Genomic DNA, 16,021 nt, shown 5'->3' on the forward strand with positions numbered 1-16,021 from the left:
GCCGCACAGTGCGGTATCCCGGCGTGACCCGGCACCACGCCGAGGGTCGGCCTGGCCACGGGGAGGGGAGCGTGCCGTGATCTTCAGAGCGGTCCGGGACGGGCGTCCCTACCCGGAACACCACCTGACTCTCAAGCAGTGGGCGGAGATCCCACCGCGTCCGCTGCGGCTGGACCAGCTCATCACCACCAAGCGCGAGCTGGCGCTGGACAAGCTCCTCGCCGAGGACTCCACCTTCTACGGCGACCTGTTCCCGCACGTGGTGGAGTGGGGCGGCGGTCTCTACCTGGAGGACGGCCTGCACCGGGCGCTGCGGGCGGCGTTGCAGCAGCGCAACCAGATCCACGCCCGGGTGCTGGTCTACAACGGGCAGCCCGAGACGTCCGCCTGAACAGTCGTTAGGGTGGCGGCCATGGGTGCTGCGCTGGACCTGCTGGACGTCGACGCCTCGCTGAGCGAGGAGGAGCGGCAGATCCGGGCCGTGGTCCGCCGGCTCGTCGACGACCGGGTCCGCCCGCACGTCGCCGACTGGTACGAGGACGGCCGGGTTCCGGCGCGCGAGCTGGCCCGCGAGTTCGGCCGGCTCGGGCTGCTCGGCATGCACCTGACCGGGTACGGCTGCGCCGGCGCCTCGGCCGTGGCGTACGGGCTGGCCTGCCTGGAGCTGGAGGCCGGCGACTCCGGCGTCCGGTCCCTGGTGTCGGTGCAGGGTTCACTGGCCATGTACGCCGTCTGGCGCTTCGGCAGCGAGGAGCAGAAGCAGCGCTGGCTGCCCGCGATGGCGGCCGGCGAGGCGATCGGCTGCTTCGGGTTGACCGAGCCGGACCACGGCTCCGATCCGGCCTCGATGGTGACCCGGGCCCGCCGGGACGGCGACGACTGGATCCTCGACGGCGCGAAGATGTGGATCACCAACGCGCCGGTCGCCGACGTCGGGGTGGTCTGGGCGCGTACCGACGAGGGGGTGCGGGGTTTCCTGGTGCCGATGGACGCCCCCGGGGTGACGGCCGGCGAGATCCACCGCAAGATGTCGCTGCGGGCCTCGGTGACCGGCGAGATCGTCCTCGACGGGGTCCGGCTGCCGGCGGACGCCCGGTTGCCGGAGGCGGTCGGGCTCCGGGCGCCGCTGAGCTGCCTGACCGAGGCCCGGCAGGGCATCGTCTGGGGCGCGCTCGGCGCGGCCCGCGACTGCCTGGAGACCGCCCTGGCGTACGCCACCACCCGGACCCAGTTCGGTCGCCCGCTGGCCGGGTTCCAGCTCACCCAGGCCAAACTCGCCGACATGGCGGTGGAGTGGAACAAGGGGCTGCTGCTCGCCCTGCACCTGGGCCGGCTGGCCGACGCGGGCACGCTGCGACCGGAGCAGGTCAGTGTGGGCAAGCTGAACAACGTCCGGGAGGCGCTGGCCATCGCCCGGCAGTGCCGGACGATCCTCGGCGCGAACGGGATCTCCGGCGAGTACCCGGTGATGCGGCACGCCAACAACCTGGAGAGCGTGCTCACCTACGAGGGCACCTCCGAGATCCACCAGCTGGTCGTCGGGCAGCGGCTCACCGGGTTGTCCGCGTTCGGCTGAGACCGGCCGTCACCCGTTCGGGGCGCTCGCCGCGCGGGCGTCGCACGGTGGCCGTACCGTCATCGACAGAGGCACGTGTCTGACGAGGACGGTGAGGGCGATGGCCCACGACGGTGAGACCCCGCAGAGTGAGTTCCCCGGCTACCCGACCGCCGACACACTGCGTACCCGGTCGGCTGACCCGGTCGACCCGGAGACCCCACCGGCCGACCCGCCCCGCACCGGCGGCGGCCCGGCCCGGGGTCTGCTCTGGGTGCTCGGCGCGGCGGCGCTGGTCGTGGTGGTGCTGCTCGGCACCCAGGTGACCGGGATCTTCCCGGACTTCCGTAACCCGTTCGCCAAGGAGCAGACCGACCGCAGTCAGCCGCCGCTGCTCAAGTCGATCCAGGATCTCAGCCGTTACGTCGCGGCGGAGGGCAACTTCCAGGTCGTGGTGGACCTGCAGAACGACCGCAACAACGTGCCGGAGTTCCTGCTCAACCAGCGGACCCTCTTCGTCGGAGCGGGCAGCGTCGAGGCGTACGTCGACTTCGGCAAGATCGGCGAGGGGGCGGTGGTACCGTCCGCCGACGGCAAGTCCGTCGAGGTCAAGCTGCCCGCGCCGCAGCTCGGCCAGACCAACCTCGACCTGGACAAGAGCTACGTCTTCGCCGAGGAGCGCGGCCTGTTCAACCGGATCGGCGACCTGGTCAAGGGCGACCCCAACCGGCAGCAGCAGGTCTACCGGATGGCCGAGGAGCGGATCACCGCGGCGGCCCGGGACAGCGGGCTGGCCCAGCGCGCCGAGGAGAACACCCGCAAGATGCTGGAGGGCCTGCTCCGCTCGCTCGGCTACGAGAAGGTCACCATCACCTACACCGCCCCCTGACCGGCCCGGCCGGACCCCGGCCGGACGGTCTTGGCGATCAAGAGGTTTGCGTCAACCTGAAGATCGACAATGACGCAAACCTCTTGATCACCGGGCTACACCCCGACGGGCGCCCGGCGGGGGGCACGGCCGGCTTGGTCAGTAGGTGGTGGTGGCGTAGCGGTCCTCGTTGGGCATCAGGATCCACAGCACCAGGTAGACGATCACCTGCGTGCCGGGCAGCAGCAGGGAGAGCAGGAACAGCAGCCGGACCAGGGTGGCTGAGGTGTTGAACCGGCGGGCCAGGCCGGCACAGACACCGGCGAGCATGCGCCCCTCGCGGGGTCGGACCAGTTTGCGACTCATCGTCTAACTCCACTCTGCGGCGATCCGCCGCGCTGCATTCCACGGTAGGAAGGGGTGGCCACCTTGCCCTCCGTCCCGAGAGTGATCCGGTGACCCCGTACCCGTAGGTGGTTACCCGAGTCGGCCCCGGCTGATGCCCCGGGCGCTGCCTGGCCGTTGCCTGCGTTGCCCGCGCTGCCTGGCCGTTGCCCGCGCTGCCTGGCCGTTGCCCGCGCTGTCTGGCCGTTACCCGCGTTACCCGCCGCTGCCCGCGCTGCCTGCCACAGCCCGCGCCGCCTACCCCGGCCGTTCGGGCACCAAGATCACGCTCGATCCTGGTTGTAGTGGCATCCCTGCGCGGCGAGGCCACTACAACCAGGATCGAGCACGATCTTGGTGCGGGGTGCGGGGTGCGGGGTGCGGGGTGCGGGGTGCGGGGTGCGGGGTGCGGGGTGCGGGGTGCGGGGTGCGGGGTGCGGGGTGCGGGGACGGGAAGGGGTGGGGTGGGCGGGTAGGCTCGCCGGTCGACACCGCCCCCACCCCGGGCGGGATCAGCAGGTCGCCGGTGATCCCGGGCGACCACACGACCCGACCGGACCCGGCACCACCGGGGCGACGGCGAGGAAGCGCAGCGATGATCAGTGTCTTCGACCTCTTCAGTGTCGGCATCGGCCCGTCCAGTTCGCACACGGTGGGGCCGATGCGCGCCGGGCGCACCTTCGTCGCCGGGCTGAAGGCCGACGGGCTGCTGCACACCGTAACCCGGGTCCGGGCCGAGTTGTTCGGCTCGCTGGGCGCGACCGGCCACGGCCACGGCAGCGACCGGGCGGTGCTGCTCGGGCTGGCCGGCGAGAGCCCGGAGACGGTGGACACCGACAGCGTCGGTCCCCGGGTCGCCGGGATCCGCGCCCGGGGCCGGCTCGCCCTGCTCGGCGCCCAGGAGATCGACTTCGCGCCGGACCGGGACCTGGTGCTGCACCGCCGCCGGTCGCTGCCGTACCACCCGAACGGGATGACCTTCGTGGCCTGGGACGCGGCCGGGGCCGAGGTGCGCAGCCGCACGTACTACTCGGTCGGTGGCGGGTTCGTGGTCGACGAGGCGGCGGCCGGGGCGGACCGGATCACGCCGGACACCACGACCGTGCGGCACCCCTTCTCGACCGGGGCCGAGCTGCTGGACGTCACCACCGGCACCGGGCTGTCGATCAGCGCAGTAATGCTCGCCAACGAGTTGTCCTGGCGCAGCGAGGCGGACGTCCGGGCCGGGCTGCTGGACATCTGGCGGGTGATGCGGGAGTGCGTGGCGCGCGGCGGCGAGCGGGCCGGGGTGCTGCCGGGCGGGTTGCGGGTCCGCCGCCGGGCCGCCGAGCTGCGCCGCAGCCTGGAGGCCGACGCCGGCTCGACCGACCCGCTGCGCGCGATGGACTGGGTGACCCTGTTCGCGCTCGCGGTCAACGAGGAGAACGCCGCCGGTGGCCGGGTGGTCACCGCCCCGACGAACGGCGCGGCCGGGATCATCCCGGCGGTGCTGCACTACTACACCCGGTTCGTGCCCGGGGCCTCCGACGAGGGGGTGGTCCGGTTCCTGCTGGCCGCCGGGGCGATCGGGGTGCTGTTCAAGGAGAACGCCTCGATCTCCGGGGCCGAGGTGGGCTGCCAGGGCGAGGTCGGCTCGGCCTGCTCGATGGCCGCCGCCGGGCTGGCCGAGGCGCTCGGCGGCACCCCCGGCCAGGTGGAGAACGCCGCCGAGATCGGCATGGAGCACAACCTCGGGCTCACCTGCGACCCGGTCGGGGGGCTGGTGCAGATCCCCTGCATCGAGCGCAACGCGGTGGCTAGCATCAAGGCGATCACGGCGGCCCGGCTCGCGCTGCGCGGCGACGGGGTGCACCACGTCTCGCTCGACAAGGTCATCAAGACCATGCGCGAGACCGGGGCGGACATGAAGGTCAAGTACAAGGAGACGGCACGCGGCGGCCTGGCCGTCAACGTGATCGAGTGCTGAGGGGGCGTTCGTTCACCGACTGCTAACCTGTCGTCCGTTGTTGTCAGGCGGGAGGCGACGGTGACCGCAGGCGTCACGGCGTTGTGGTCGCACCGCACCTCGCTGCGCATCCTGGTCCGGCGTGACCTCGCGGTGAAGTACCAGCAGTCCGTGCTCGGTTACTTCTGGTCGCTGATCGAGCCGCTGGGGATGGGTGCGATCTACTTCTTCGTCTTCGGGGTGCTCTACTCCGGGCCGACCAACCGGCACCTCGGCGAGGCCGCCGGGTCGTACCCGCTCTTCCTGATCACCGGCATCTTCGCCTGGATGTGGACCAGTTCGGCGCTGAGCGAGGCGACCAACGCGCTGACCGGGCAGTCCCGCCTGATCACCACGATGAACCTGCCCCGGCAGGTCTTCCCGATCGGCCGGGTCACCGGCCGGTTCGCCGAGTACGTCGCCGGCCTGCCGATCCTGCTGGCCGTCGCCGCCGTCTACGCCGCGCACGGCCGGATCGACCTGGGCTGGTCGCTGCTGAGCCTGCCGCTGGCCGTCGCCGTGCAGGGCACCCTGCTGATCGGCCTGGCCCTGCTGCTGTCGGCGGTCAACGTGCTGATGCGCGACGTGGAGCGGTTCATGCGGCTGGTCATCCGGGTGCTGTTCTACGCCACCCCGATCATCTACCCGTTGAGCCTGGTCCGGGAGTCCGGCATGCCGGGCTGGGTGAAGGTGGCGTACGAGCTGAACCCGCTGGTCGGCATCTTCCAGCTCCAGCACGCCATCTGGTACCCGGACGAGTTCCCGGACGCCCGGCTGCTGACCACCACGATCGTCGGCAGCCTGCTGGTGCTGGTGGTCGGCTGGTGGGCGTTCCGCCGGCTCGAACCGGCCGTGCTGAAGGAACTCTAGGTGCCGCCGATCATCGAGGCGCAGGGTCTCGGCATCCGCTTCGTCCGCAACCGGCGGCGGCAGCTGCGCCTGCGGGAGCTGTTCATCCACCGGGGCGGCCGGGCCACCACCGCCGGCCAGTTCTGGCCGCTGCGGGACGTCTCGTTCACCGTCGCGCCGGGCGACACGCTCGGCGTGATCGGGCGCAACGGCACCGGCAAGAGCACCCTGCTGCGGCTGATCGCCGGGGTGCTCATCCCCGACGAGGGGCGGATCACCGTCCGCGGTGACGTCGCGCCGCTGCTGGAACTCTCCGCCGGGTTCTCCAACGACCTGACCGGCCGGGAGAACCTCTACCTGGTCGGCGGGCTGCACGGACTCTCCACCGGCTACCTGCGGCGGCACTTCGACGACATCGTCTCGTTCGCCGGTGAGCAGGTGGAACGGGCCATCGACACGTCGGTGCGGCACTACTCGTCCGGGATGAAGGTCCGGCTCGGGTTCGCGATCATCTCGCACCTGCCGCACCCGATCCTGCTGATGGACGAGGTGACCGCGGTGGGCGACGCGGAGTTCCGCCGGAAGTGTTATTCGACGATCGACCGACTGCTCGCGGAGGGGCGCACCTTGGTGCTGGTGTCACACAACGAGAAGGACCTGACCCGGTTCTGCCGTCGGGGGCTCTACCTCGACGGCGGGCGGCTGACCGTGGACGGGACGGTGGCCGAGGCGCTCGACGCGTACCACGCCGCGGTGCCGCGGTGACCGTGGCGATCGTGCTCGCCGCCGGTGCGCCGGCCGCGGGCCTGCCCACCGGCACCGGCGCACCGCTGGCCGACCGGCTCGCCGGGCAGCTGCGCGGGGCCGGGGCGGAGCGGGTGCACACCGTCACCGGCCTGGCCGAGCTGGCCGCCCTGGTGGACACGGTCACCGGCCCGGTCCTGGTCACCGGGGCCGACCTGGTGGCGCACACGGCCGTGCTGCGGCACCTGGCGACCAGCCCGGTCGGCCCGACGGTGGCCCTGGTGCTCACCGACCCGCCGGCCGCCGGCCGGACGGTGGTCCGCGAGGAGCGCGGGCAGGTGGTCGACGCCAGCCCGGAGTTGCCCGACGCGACCGGCGTCTTCGGCGGCGCGCTGCGGGTCGGCGCGGACGACCTGCCGGCGCTGGCCGCCGCGGCCCGCGCCGCGCACGCCCCGGTGGCGGCGGGGGTGTCGCCCGGCACGGTGACGGGGGACGCGGCGGTAGGGGGCGCGGTGGCGGGGGACGCGACCGGCGCCCCGACGGCCGGATCCGCCGTGGACCGGCTGTTCGCCGCGTTCACCGACCTCGGCACCCTGACCTTCGCCCACCGGGTACGGCTGCTCGTGGCGCACCGGGTCACCGACCCGGCCGGGCTGGCCGCCGCCGAGGCGGCCCTGGCCGGGGTGGACGAGGACCGGGCGGAGCTGCGGCTGTCGGTGAAGGAACGCGACGACTTCTTCACCACCTACTTCGTCAGCACCTGGTCGCCGTACGTGACCAAGGCGTGCGCCCGGCTGGGCCTGACGCCGACCGGGGTGACCATGGTCTCGGTGCTCTTCGCGGTGGTCGCGGCGGTGCTCTTCGGGGTCGGCGGGCGGCCCGCCCTGGTGGCCGGCGGGGTCCTGCTCTACCTGGGGTTCGTGCTCGACTGCGTGGACGGGCAGCTGGCCCGCTACACCCGGCACTTCAGCGCCTGGGGCGGCTGGCTGGACACGATGGCCGACCGGGCGAAGGAGTACCTGGTCTACGCCGGGCTGGGCTACGGCGCGACGCACGCCGGATTCCGCTACGGCTGGGCGCTCGCCATCGCCGCGATGACGTTGCAGACCGTCCGGCACATGACCGACGCCTGGTACGGGGTGCTGCACGACGAGGCGGCCCGGCGTCCCCGCCCGGTCACCCCGGCCGCCGGGGGGATCGGCGGGAAGCTGAACGCCGCGTCGACCCGGGTGCAGGCGGACACCGGCTCGGTGTCGTACTGGCTGAAGCGGACGGTGGTCTTCCCGATCGGCGAGCGGTGGGCGCTGATCGCGGTCACCGCCGCGCTGTTCGGGCCGCTGGTCAGCCTGGTCTCGGTGCTGGTGTGGGGGGTGCTGGCGTTCGGGTACACGGGCGCGTTGCGGACCCTGCGGGCGCGTTGGATGTGGGTGCCGGTGCTGGACACCGTGGATGCCACCCTGCACCGCGACGACGGGCCGGTGGCGGCCCGGCTGCCGGTGGTCCGCCCGATGGGTCCGTTGACCCTGGCGGTGCTCGGGGCGCTCGGGCCGGCGGTGCTGCTGGTGGTGGGGCTGTTGCGGGCGGCCGGCGACGGCGACCCGGGCGGTCTGCGCTGGTGGCTGCCGGTGGCGCTGCTGGTGCTGCTGGTCGCCGGGCTGGGCGCGGGCGCGGCGCACAACGGGCCGCTGGACTGGCTGGTGCCGGCGGCGCTGCGGGCCGGGGAGTACCTCTTCGCCGCCGTGGTCGGGGTGGTCGGCGGGGTGCCGGCCTGGCTGGTCTTCGGGTACGTCTTCGTGCTGACCGTGCACCACTACGACCTGACCGCCCGGTTGGAGAAGCGACAGGCGGCCCCGCCGCTGCACCGGTGGACGCTGGGCTGGGAGGGGCGTTCGGTGCTGCTGGCGGTGGCGGCGATCGCCGGATTTGCCAGCCCCGCCATGGCTACACTCGGTGCGTACCTTCTGGTGGGTTTCGTGGCGAGTGTCGTGCTGGCCTGGGTCGTCCTGCCGGCCCGCGCGGGCCGCACGGCGGCCGTACCCGTGCGGGGCGGTTCGCCGGGCTGAGACGGGGGCGGCCGGATGACGCTGATCAGCTTCGTCGTACCGGCCTTCCGTGTGCAGGGCTACCTGCGCGAGTGCCTGGACTCGCTGCTCGGCCAGCCGTACCGGGAGATCGAGGTGATCGGGGTCGACGACGGCTCCCCGGACGCCTGCGGCGACATCCTCGACGAGTACGCCGCCCGCGACCCCCGGGTCCGGGCGGTCCGGCTGCCGGCCAACGTGGGGCTCGGTCCGGCCCGCAACGCCGGGCTGGACCGGGCCACCGGCGAGTACGTCTGGTTCCTCGACGGCGACGACTGGCTCGCCCCGGACTGCCTGCCCGAGGTCGCCGACCGGCTCACCGCCACCCGCCCGGACGTGCTGCTGGTCGACCACGTACGGGTGCACTGGGACGACCGCGCCACCCGCAGCGCCCTGTCGGACGTCTTCGGCGAACCGCCGGACGCGGCGACCTTCCGGTTGGCGGACCGGCCGGAGGCGGTGCGCCTGCTGCACACCGCCTGGAACCGGCTGGTGCGCCGGGAGTTCCTGACCGGCCTCGGGCTGCGGTTCGCCCCCGGCTGGTACGAGGACGTCGCGTTCAGCTACCCGGTGCTGCTGGCCGCCGGGCGGATCGGGGTGCTCGACCGGGTCTGCGTCAACTACCGGCAGCGCCGCTCCGGGGCGATCACCCGGACCCTCGACGACCGGCACTTCGAGGTGTTCGACCAGTGGCACCGGGTGTTCGGCTTCCTCGACGAGCGGCCGGAGCTGGCCGGGCTGCGACCGGTCGTCTTCGAGCGGATGATCTGGCACTACCTGACCGTGCTCGGCAACGGCGACCGGATCGCCCCGGCGTTACGGCCGGCGTTCTTCCGGCGGATCACCGCCGATTACCGGCGCTTCCGCCCGGCCGGGGGGTACCCGGTGCCGGACGGGCTGGAGGGGCTCAAGCACCGGCTGGTCGCCGCCGGCCGGTGGCGTACCTTCCGCGCGCTGCGGACCGCCCACCAGGCCCGGGAGCGCGCCCGGAGCGCCGACCGGCAGGCCCGGCCGGCGCTCCGGCGGACCGCCCGGCTGGCCCGGGACGCGCTGCTGCACGAGTACTACCGGGCCGAGTCGCGTCGGCCGATCGACCCGACGCTGGCCGTCTACGCCGCCTACTGGTACCGCGGGTGCGCCTGCAACCCGGCCGCGATCGCCGCCGCCGCCCGCCGGCTGGCCCCGCACGTACGGGGGGTGTGGATCGTCCGGCGGGACCGGATCGACACCCTCCCGCCCGGCACCGAGTACGTCGTCGCCGGCACCCGCGACTGCCAGCGGGCGCTGGCCCGGGCGCGGTGGCTGGTCAACAACGTGAACTTCCCGGACTTCGTCCGCAAGCGCCCCGGCCAGGTGCACGTGCAGACCCACCACGGCACCCCGGTCAAGGTGATGGGGCTGGACCAGCAGCGGTACCCGCTCGGCGCGGTCGGGATGGACTTCGCGGGCCTGCTGCGCCGGGTGGACCGCTGGGACTACAGCATCACCTCGAACGCCTTCTCCACCCAGATGTGGGACCGCGCCTACCCGGCCGACTACGTCCGGCTGGAGGCGGGCTATCCGCGCAACGACCGGCTGGTCACGGCCACCGCCGAGGAGGTGCGGGTGGTGCGGGCGCGACTCGGCGTCGACCCGGGTGAACGGGTGGTGCTCTACGCGCCGACCCACCGGGAGCACCTGCCGGGCTACCGGCCGCCGTTCGATCCGTACCGGCTGCTGGCGGCGCTCGGGCCGGCCGGGCGGCTGCTGGTGCGCAGCCACTACTTCCACGACCGGGAGGGTCGGGGCCGGCGGCGTACCGGGGGCCGGGTGCGCGACGTCAGCGACGTCGCCGCCGTCGAGGATCTCTATCTGGCGGCCGACGTGCTGGTCACCGACTACTCGTCGGCGATGTTCGACTACGCGGTGCTGGACCGGCCGATCGTGATCTACGCGCCGGACCGGGACGCCTACCGGCTGGCCCGGGGGGTCTACTTCGACGTCACCGCCGAGGCGCCGGGCGCGGTCGCGGTGACCTTCGACGAGCTGTGTGCGCTCTTCCGGTCCGACGCGGTGACCGGGGCGGCGGCCGAGGGGGCGCGGCGGGCGTTCCGGGAGCGGTTCTGTGGCTGGGACGACGGGCACGCCGCCGAGCGGGTGGTCCGGCGGGTCTTCCTCGGGGAACATGGGTGATCCGGGCGGATCGCCGTACTGGCCCGTAATAGGGCTGTCATCAGTCGAACATGGCACGTTTACCCGATGTGCTAACCCGATGATGCTCGTCACAGTCAACCCGGGGTTCGGCCAAGCTGGGGGAGGAGACGGTGACCACCGTCGCGCTGAAGGACGTCACAAAGGTTTTCCCGGACGGGACAGTCGCCGTCGACAACGTCAGTCTCGACGTCGTCGACGGTGAGTTCATGGTGTTGCTCGGCCCGTCCGGGTGCGGGAAATCGACCGTTCTGCGGATGATCGCGGGCCTGGCGGAGCCGACCACCGGGGCGGTGATGCTCGACGGCGAGGTCGCCAACGACCTGCCGCCGCGCGACCGGCGGATCGCCATGGTCTTCCAGGACTTCGCGCTCTACCCGCACATGTCGGTCGGTGACAACATCGGCTTCCCGCTGAAGCTGTCCGGGGTCGAGCCCGTGCCGCGGGGTGAGCGGGTGCAGGACGTGGCCAGCGCGCTCGGCATCGGCGACGTGCTCGCCCGCAAGCCGAGCCAGCTCTCCGGCGGCCAGCGGCAGCGGGTCGCGATGGGCCGGGCGATCGTCCGCCGGCCGGGGCTCTTCCTGATGGACGAGCCGCTGTCCAACCTGGACAGCGGCCTACGGGCCGAGCTGCGCGCCGAGATCTCCGCGCTGACCCGCGAGCTGGGGGTCACCACCATCTACGTCACCCACGACCAGGCCGAGGCGCTGACCATGGCCGACCGGGTGGCCATCATGCGCAAGGGCGTGCTCCAGGACGTCGGCACCCCCACCCAGGTGTACGGCCGCCCGGCGACCCTGTACGTCGCCGCCTTCCTCGGCAGCCCCCGGATGAACCTGCTGGAGGCGTCGGTCTACGTCCACCTCGACCGGTACGTCACGCTCACCCTCGGTGACCAGGCGCTCTACCTGCCGTGGGACGACATCCGCAGCCGCGCCGTGGCGCACTACCACGGTGAGCGGATCGTCGTCGGGATGCGGGCCGAGGCGCTCACCCCGGTCGCCCCGGACACCCCCGGTGACGTGCTCCAGGGTCGGGTCCGCTACCTGGAGCACCACGGGCACGAGTCGCTGGCCTTCCTCGACATCGGCGCCACCGCCATCATGGTGGACGAGATGAGCGCCCCCGCCGAGGACGACGCCCCGGGTCAGCGCGGACTGCGCCGGTTCGGCCAGGTCATGTCCCGGCTCACCGGGCGGGCCGGGGAACCGGAGCAGCCCGCCCCGACGACGCCCGGCGGCAACCGGGGCAGTGTGCTCAACGACCCCGGCCGGCACCACCGACGCCCCGCCGAGCTGGCGGTACGGCTCGCGCCGTACCCGGCGATCTCGGCGGGCCACCCGATGGCGGTCGCGGTGCGGATGGACGCGCTGCACTTCTTCGACGAGCGCGGCGACCGCATCGACGTCGGTTGGCGCTGACCCGGCCGCCGCACGCGCTGGTGCTGCCGTCGCATGCGCCGGTGCTGCCGCCGCGATGTCGCTGGAGTCGCGGTATCCGCAGGTCCCGACGCCGCAATTCCCAGCGACATGGCGGGAATCAGGCGCAGGCTTGGCGGGGAATTTACCGACGGGTAACGTCAGGGTCATGACCGTTGACTCCCGCGAGGTGGCGGCCGGGGTGCTCCGGGCCGTCCCGTTCGCCCGCACGCTCGGCTTCGAGATCGTCGAGGTCGCCCCCGAGGCCGAGGGCGGGGTCCGGGCGGTCGTCCGGCTGCCCGACACGCCGGCCACCCACAACCACGTCGGTGGCCCGCACGCCGGCGCCCTGTTCACCCTCGGCGAGACCGCCTCCGGCGCGGTGGTGATGGCCGCGTTCGGGCCGGTGCTCGACCGGGCCACGCCGCTCGCCGTCCGGGCCGACATCGCGTACCGGAAGGTGGCGATGGGGGAGGTGCGGGCCACCGCGCGGCTCGGTCGCACCCCGGCCGAGGTGCTCGCCGAGCTGGACGCCGGGCAGCGCCCGGAGTTCCCGGTGGTGGTGGAGATCGGCACCCCCGACGGCACCGTCACCGCCACCATGACCGTGCTCTGGACACTGCGCCCGCACCGCTGACCCCGGGTCGGGCCGCCGCTCCCGGCCGGACGTCGGCCCGTTCCCGGCCGGACGGTCGACCCGCTCCCGGCCGGACGTCGGCCCGTGCCGGGCCGCTGACCCGCGTGGCGGGGGTTTGCCCGGGTGGGGCGCTGGATAGATTCGTAGCGTGCTGGGCCTACCTGGTCATGTGACCGCCTGCCTCTTCGACCTCGACGGCGTGCTGACCCCGACCGCCACGGTGCACAACGCCGCCTGGAAACAGACCTTCGACGACCTGTTGCGCCGGCACGCCGAGGCCGCCGGCGAGCCGTTCCGGCCGTTCGACCCCGGCCCGGACTACCGCCGCTACGTCGACGGGAGGCCGCGCGCCGACGGGGTGCGCTCGTTCCTCGCCTCCCGGGGCATCACCCTGCCCGAGGGGAGCCCCGACGACCCGCCGGACGCGGAGACCGTCAACGGCGTCGGCAACCGCAAGAACGTCGTCCTGCTGGACCGGATCCGCCACGACGGCGTCGCGGCGTACCCCGGGTCGGTGGCCTACCTGGAGGCGGCCGAGCGGGCCGGGCTGCGCCGCGCGGTGGTCTCGGCCAGCGCCAACTGCCGCGACGTGGTCGCCGCCGCCGGCCTGGAACCGCTGCTGGAGGTCCGGGTCGACGGGCTGGTCGCCCGCGCCGAAGGGTTGCGCGGCAAGCCGCACCCGGACACCTTCCTCGCCGCCGCCGAGCTGCTCGGGGTGGCCCCCGCCGACGCCGCCGTCTTCGAGGACGCGCTGGCCGGGGTGGCCGCCGGCCGGGCCGGCGGCTTCGGGTACGTGATCGGTGTCGACCGGGTCGGCCAGGCCGACGAGCTGCGCGCCCACGGGGCGGATGTGGTCGTCACCGACCTCGGCGACCTGCTCACCGGGCCGGCCGCGTGATCCGGGAACGGGCCTACCCGGTCGAGCCCTGGCACGTCCGGGAGACCCGCCTCGACATGGACGTGCTGGCCCAGTCCGAGTCGGTCTTCGCGCTCTCCAACGGTCACATCGGGCTGCGCGGCAACCTCGACGAGGGCGAGCCGCACGGCCTGCCCGGCACCTACCTCAACTCGTTCTACGAGCTGCGTCCGCTGCCGTACGCGGAGGCCGGCTTCGGCTTCCCCGAGTCGGGACAGACGATCGTCAACGTCACCAACGGCAAGCTGATCCGGCTGCTCGTCGACGACGAACCCCTCGACCTGCGGTACGGCGAGCTGCTCAGCCACGAACGGGTCCTCGACCTGCGGGCCGGCACCCTGCACCGGGAGATGCACTGGCGGTCGCCCGCCGGCCGGGAGGTGAAGGTCCGCAGCACCCGGCTGGTCTCCTTCACCCAACGCTCGGTCGCCGCGATCGACTACGAGGTGGAGGCGGTCAGCGGCCCGCTGCGGCTGATCCTCCAGTCCGAGCTGGTCGCCAACGAGAACCTGCCCGCGCAGAGCCGGGATCCCCGGGTCGCCGCCGTGCTGGAGTCGCCGCTGCAGGCCGAGGAGGAGCTGACCACCGGCGACGGCGGCCTGCTCATCCACCGCACCAAGGTCAGCGGGCTGCGGGTGGCCGCCGGGATGGGGCACGACGTGACCGCCCCCGGCAAGACCACCATCGAGTCCGAGGGGTACGAGGACTGGGTCCGGACCACGATCGGCTGCGTGCTCCAGCCCGGCGAGACGCTGCGGGTGGTCAAGTACCTCGCCTACGGCTGGTCCAGCCGGCGTTCGCTGCCCGCACTGCGCGACCAGGTCGGCGCGGCGCTCGCCGCCGCCCGGCTGACCGGCTGGGACGGGCTGCACCGGGAACAGCGCAGCTACCTCGACGGGTTCTGGGACGCCGCCGACGTCCGGGTCGAGGGCGACCCGGAGGTGCAGCAGGCGGTCCGGTTCGGACTGTTCCACGTGCTCCAGGCCGGGGCGCGGGCCGAACGGCGACCGATCTCCGCCAAGGGGCTCACCGGCCCCGGCTACGACGGGCACGCCTTCTGGGACACCGAGATGTTCGTCCTGCCGGTGCTGACGTACACCCAGCCGGGCGCGGTGCGCGACGCCCTGTACTGGCGGCACGCCACCCTGGACCAGGCCCGGGAACGGGCCCGCACGTTGAACCTGGCCGGCGCGGCGTTCCCGTGGCGCACCATCGAGGGGCCGGAGTCCTCGGCGTACTGGCCGGCCGGCACCGCCGCCTTCCACATCGCCGCCGACGTTGCCGACGCGCTGCGCCGCTACGTCCTGGTCACCGGCGACGAGCAGCTCGAACGCGACATCGGCCTGGAGCTGCTGGTGGAGACGGCCCGGCTGTGGCGCTCGCTGGGCCACCACGACCGCAACGGCCGGTTCCACCTCGACGGGGTGACCGGCCCGGACGAGTACACCGCGGTCAAGAACGACAACATCTACACCAACCTGATGGCCCAGCGGAACCTGCTCGCCGCCGCCGACTGTGCGATGCGCCTGCGCGACGAGGCGCGTGACCTCGGGGTGACCGACGAGGAGGCGGCCGAGTGGCGCGACGCCGCCCAGGCCATGCACCTCCCGTACGACGAGGACCTCGACGTGCACGAGCAGGTGGAGGGCTTCACCCGGCTCCAGGAGTGGGACTTCGCCCGCACCCCGACCGAGAAGTACCCGCTGCTGCTGCACTACCCGTACTTCGACCTGTACCGCAAGCAGGTGGTCAAGCAGGCCGACCTGGTGCTGGCGATGCACTGGCGGGGGGACGCCTTCACCGACGCGCAGAAGCTGCGCAACTTCCTCTACTACGAGCGGCGTACGGTGCGGGACTCGTCCCTGTCCGCCTGCACCCAGGCGGTGCTCGCGGCCGAGGTGGGTCACCCCGAACTGGCCCACAGCTACCTGCGGGAAGCCGCTTTGATGGACCTGCACGACCTGAACGAGAACACCCGCGACGGCGTGCACATGGCGTCGCTGGCCGGGGCCTGGATCGCGTTGGTGGCCGGCTTCGGCGGGCTGCGCGACCACGACGGCGCGCTGTCGTTCGCCCCCCGGCTGTCCAGCGGGTTGAGCCGGTTGGAGTTCTCGTTGCAGTGGCGGTCGATGCGGCTGCGGGTGGACGTCCGACCGCACCAGACGACCTACTCGCTGCGCAACGGCGGCCCGGACACGGTGATGGAGCTGCGCCACCACGGCGAGCCCGTCCGGGTCACCTCCGCCGCGCCGGTCACCGTCCCCGTGCCGCAGGCCGGTGGGCGCGGCCCCGATCCGGAGCAGCCGCCCGGCCGGTCCCCGCTGCTGCGCCTCCCGGAGCCCCGCCCCTGACACCCGGCCCCGGTCACCGGCCCGGGGCGGTCGGGCACGATGGG

Annotated in this window: 13 protein-coding genes; 12 read left to right on the plus strand and 1 reads right to left on the minus strand. The window is 73.2% G+C overall.

Translation table 11 applies throughout. The features are described 5' to 3' along the window. Window positions 1–76 precede the first annotated feature (76 nt). The 3 genes from O7625_RS10205 (at window position 77) to O7625_RS10215 (ending at window position 2,444) form a co-directional block, all read left to right on the plus strand. Complete coding sequence (locus O7625_RS10205; protein WP_067312538.1) at window positions 77–391, plus strand: type II toxin-antitoxin system VapB family antitoxin; 315 nt, start codon at window positions 77–79, stop codon at window positions 389–391. A gap of 21 nt (window positions 392–412) precedes the next feature. Next, a complete protein-coding gene (locus O7625_RS10210) occupies window positions 413–1,576 on the plus strand; it encodes an acyl-CoA dehydrogenase family protein (RefSeq protein WP_282345577.1) in 1,164 nt (387 codons plus the stop codon). A gap of 100 nt (window positions 1,577–1,676) precedes the next feature. Continuing rightward, window positions 1,677–2,444 carry a DUF4230 domain-containing protein gene (locus O7625_RS10215; RefSeq protein ID WP_282345578.1) on the plus strand — a complete coding sequence of 256 codons (768 nt, stop codon included), beginning with the start codon at window positions 1,677–1,679 and terminating at the stop codon, window positions 2,442–2,444. 138 nt (window positions 2,445–2,582) lie between these two features. On the opposite strand, the gene O7625_RS10220 is transcribed toward O7625_RS10215, so the two are convergent. Continuing rightward, complete coding sequence (locus O7625_RS10220) at window positions 2,583–2,789, minus strand: PspC domain-containing protein (protein ID WP_208565635.1); 207 nt, start codon at window positions 2,787–2,789, stop codon at window positions 2,583–2,585. A 613-nt stretch (window positions 2,790–3,402) separates the two neighbouring features. Between O7625_RS10220 and O7625_RS10225 the strand changes: the two genes are divergently transcribed. From O7625_RS10225 to O7625_RS10265, 9 genes are all read left to right on the plus strand, one after another. Then, entirely contained in the window at window positions 3,403–4,773 is a 1,371-nt protein-coding gene (locus O7625_RS10225; RefSeq protein WP_282345579.1) for an L-serine ammonia-lyase, read from the plus strand. Window positions 4,774–4,833: 60 nt separating this feature from the next. Beyond that, entirely contained in the window at window positions 4,834–5,661 is an 828-nt protein-coding gene (locus O7625_RS10230) for an ABC transporter permease (protein ID WP_282345580.1), read from the plus strand. Further along, complete coding sequence (locus O7625_RS10235; protein WP_067315695.1) at window positions 5,662–6,405, plus strand: ABC transporter ATP-binding protein; 744 nt, start codon at window positions 5,662–5,664, stop codon at window positions 6,403–6,405. It abuts the gene before it with no gap. Window positions 6,406–6,407: 2 nt separating this feature from the next. Further along, complete coding sequence (locus O7625_RS10240) at window positions 6,408–8,447, plus strand: DUF5941 domain-containing protein (RefSeq protein ID WP_282346886.1); 2,040 nt, start codon at window positions 6,408–6,410, stop codon at window positions 8,445–8,447. 15 nt (window positions 8,448–8,462) lie between these two features. Continuing rightward, entirely contained in the window at window positions 8,463–10,637 is a 2,175-nt protein-coding gene (locus O7625_RS10245) for a bifunctional glycosyltransferase family 2 protein/CDP-glycerol:glycerophosphate glycerophosphotransferase (RefSeq protein WP_282345581.1), read from the plus strand. A gap of 131 nt (window positions 10,638–10,768) precedes the next feature. Further along, window positions 10,769–12,076: an ABC transporter ATP-binding protein gene (locus tag O7625_RS10250; protein ID WP_067311273.1), complete on the plus strand. Its 1,308-nt coding sequence runs from the start codon at window positions 10,769–10,771 to the stop codon at window positions 12,074–12,076. Window positions 12,077–12,242: 166 nt separating this feature from the next. After that, entirely contained in the window at window positions 12,243–12,710 is a 468-nt protein-coding gene (locus O7625_RS10255; protein ID WP_282345582.1) for a DUF4442 domain-containing protein, read from the plus strand. Between the two features lie 148 nt (window positions 12,711–12,858). Further along, window positions 12,859–13,608, plus strand: coding sequence for a beta-phosphoglucomutase family hydrolase (locus O7625_RS10260; protein WP_282345583.1), 750 nt, complete (start codon window positions 12,859–12,861; stop codon window positions 13,606–13,608). Next, complete coding sequence (locus O7625_RS10265; RefSeq protein ID WP_282345584.1) at window positions 13,605–15,977, plus strand: glycoside hydrolase family 65 protein; 2,373 nt, start codon at window positions 13,605–13,607, stop codon at window positions 15,975–15,977. Before O7625_RS10260 ends, O7625_RS10265 begins: the two co-directional genes overlap by 4 nt. The last annotated feature ends 44 nt before the right edge of the window (window positions 15,978–16,021 follow it).

Source organism: Micromonospora sp. WMMD714, assembly GCF_029581315.1.
Taxonomy (GTDB): domain Bacteria; phylum Actinomycetota; class Actinomycetes; order Mycobacteriales; family Micromonosporaceae; genus Micromonospora; species Micromonospora rifamycinica.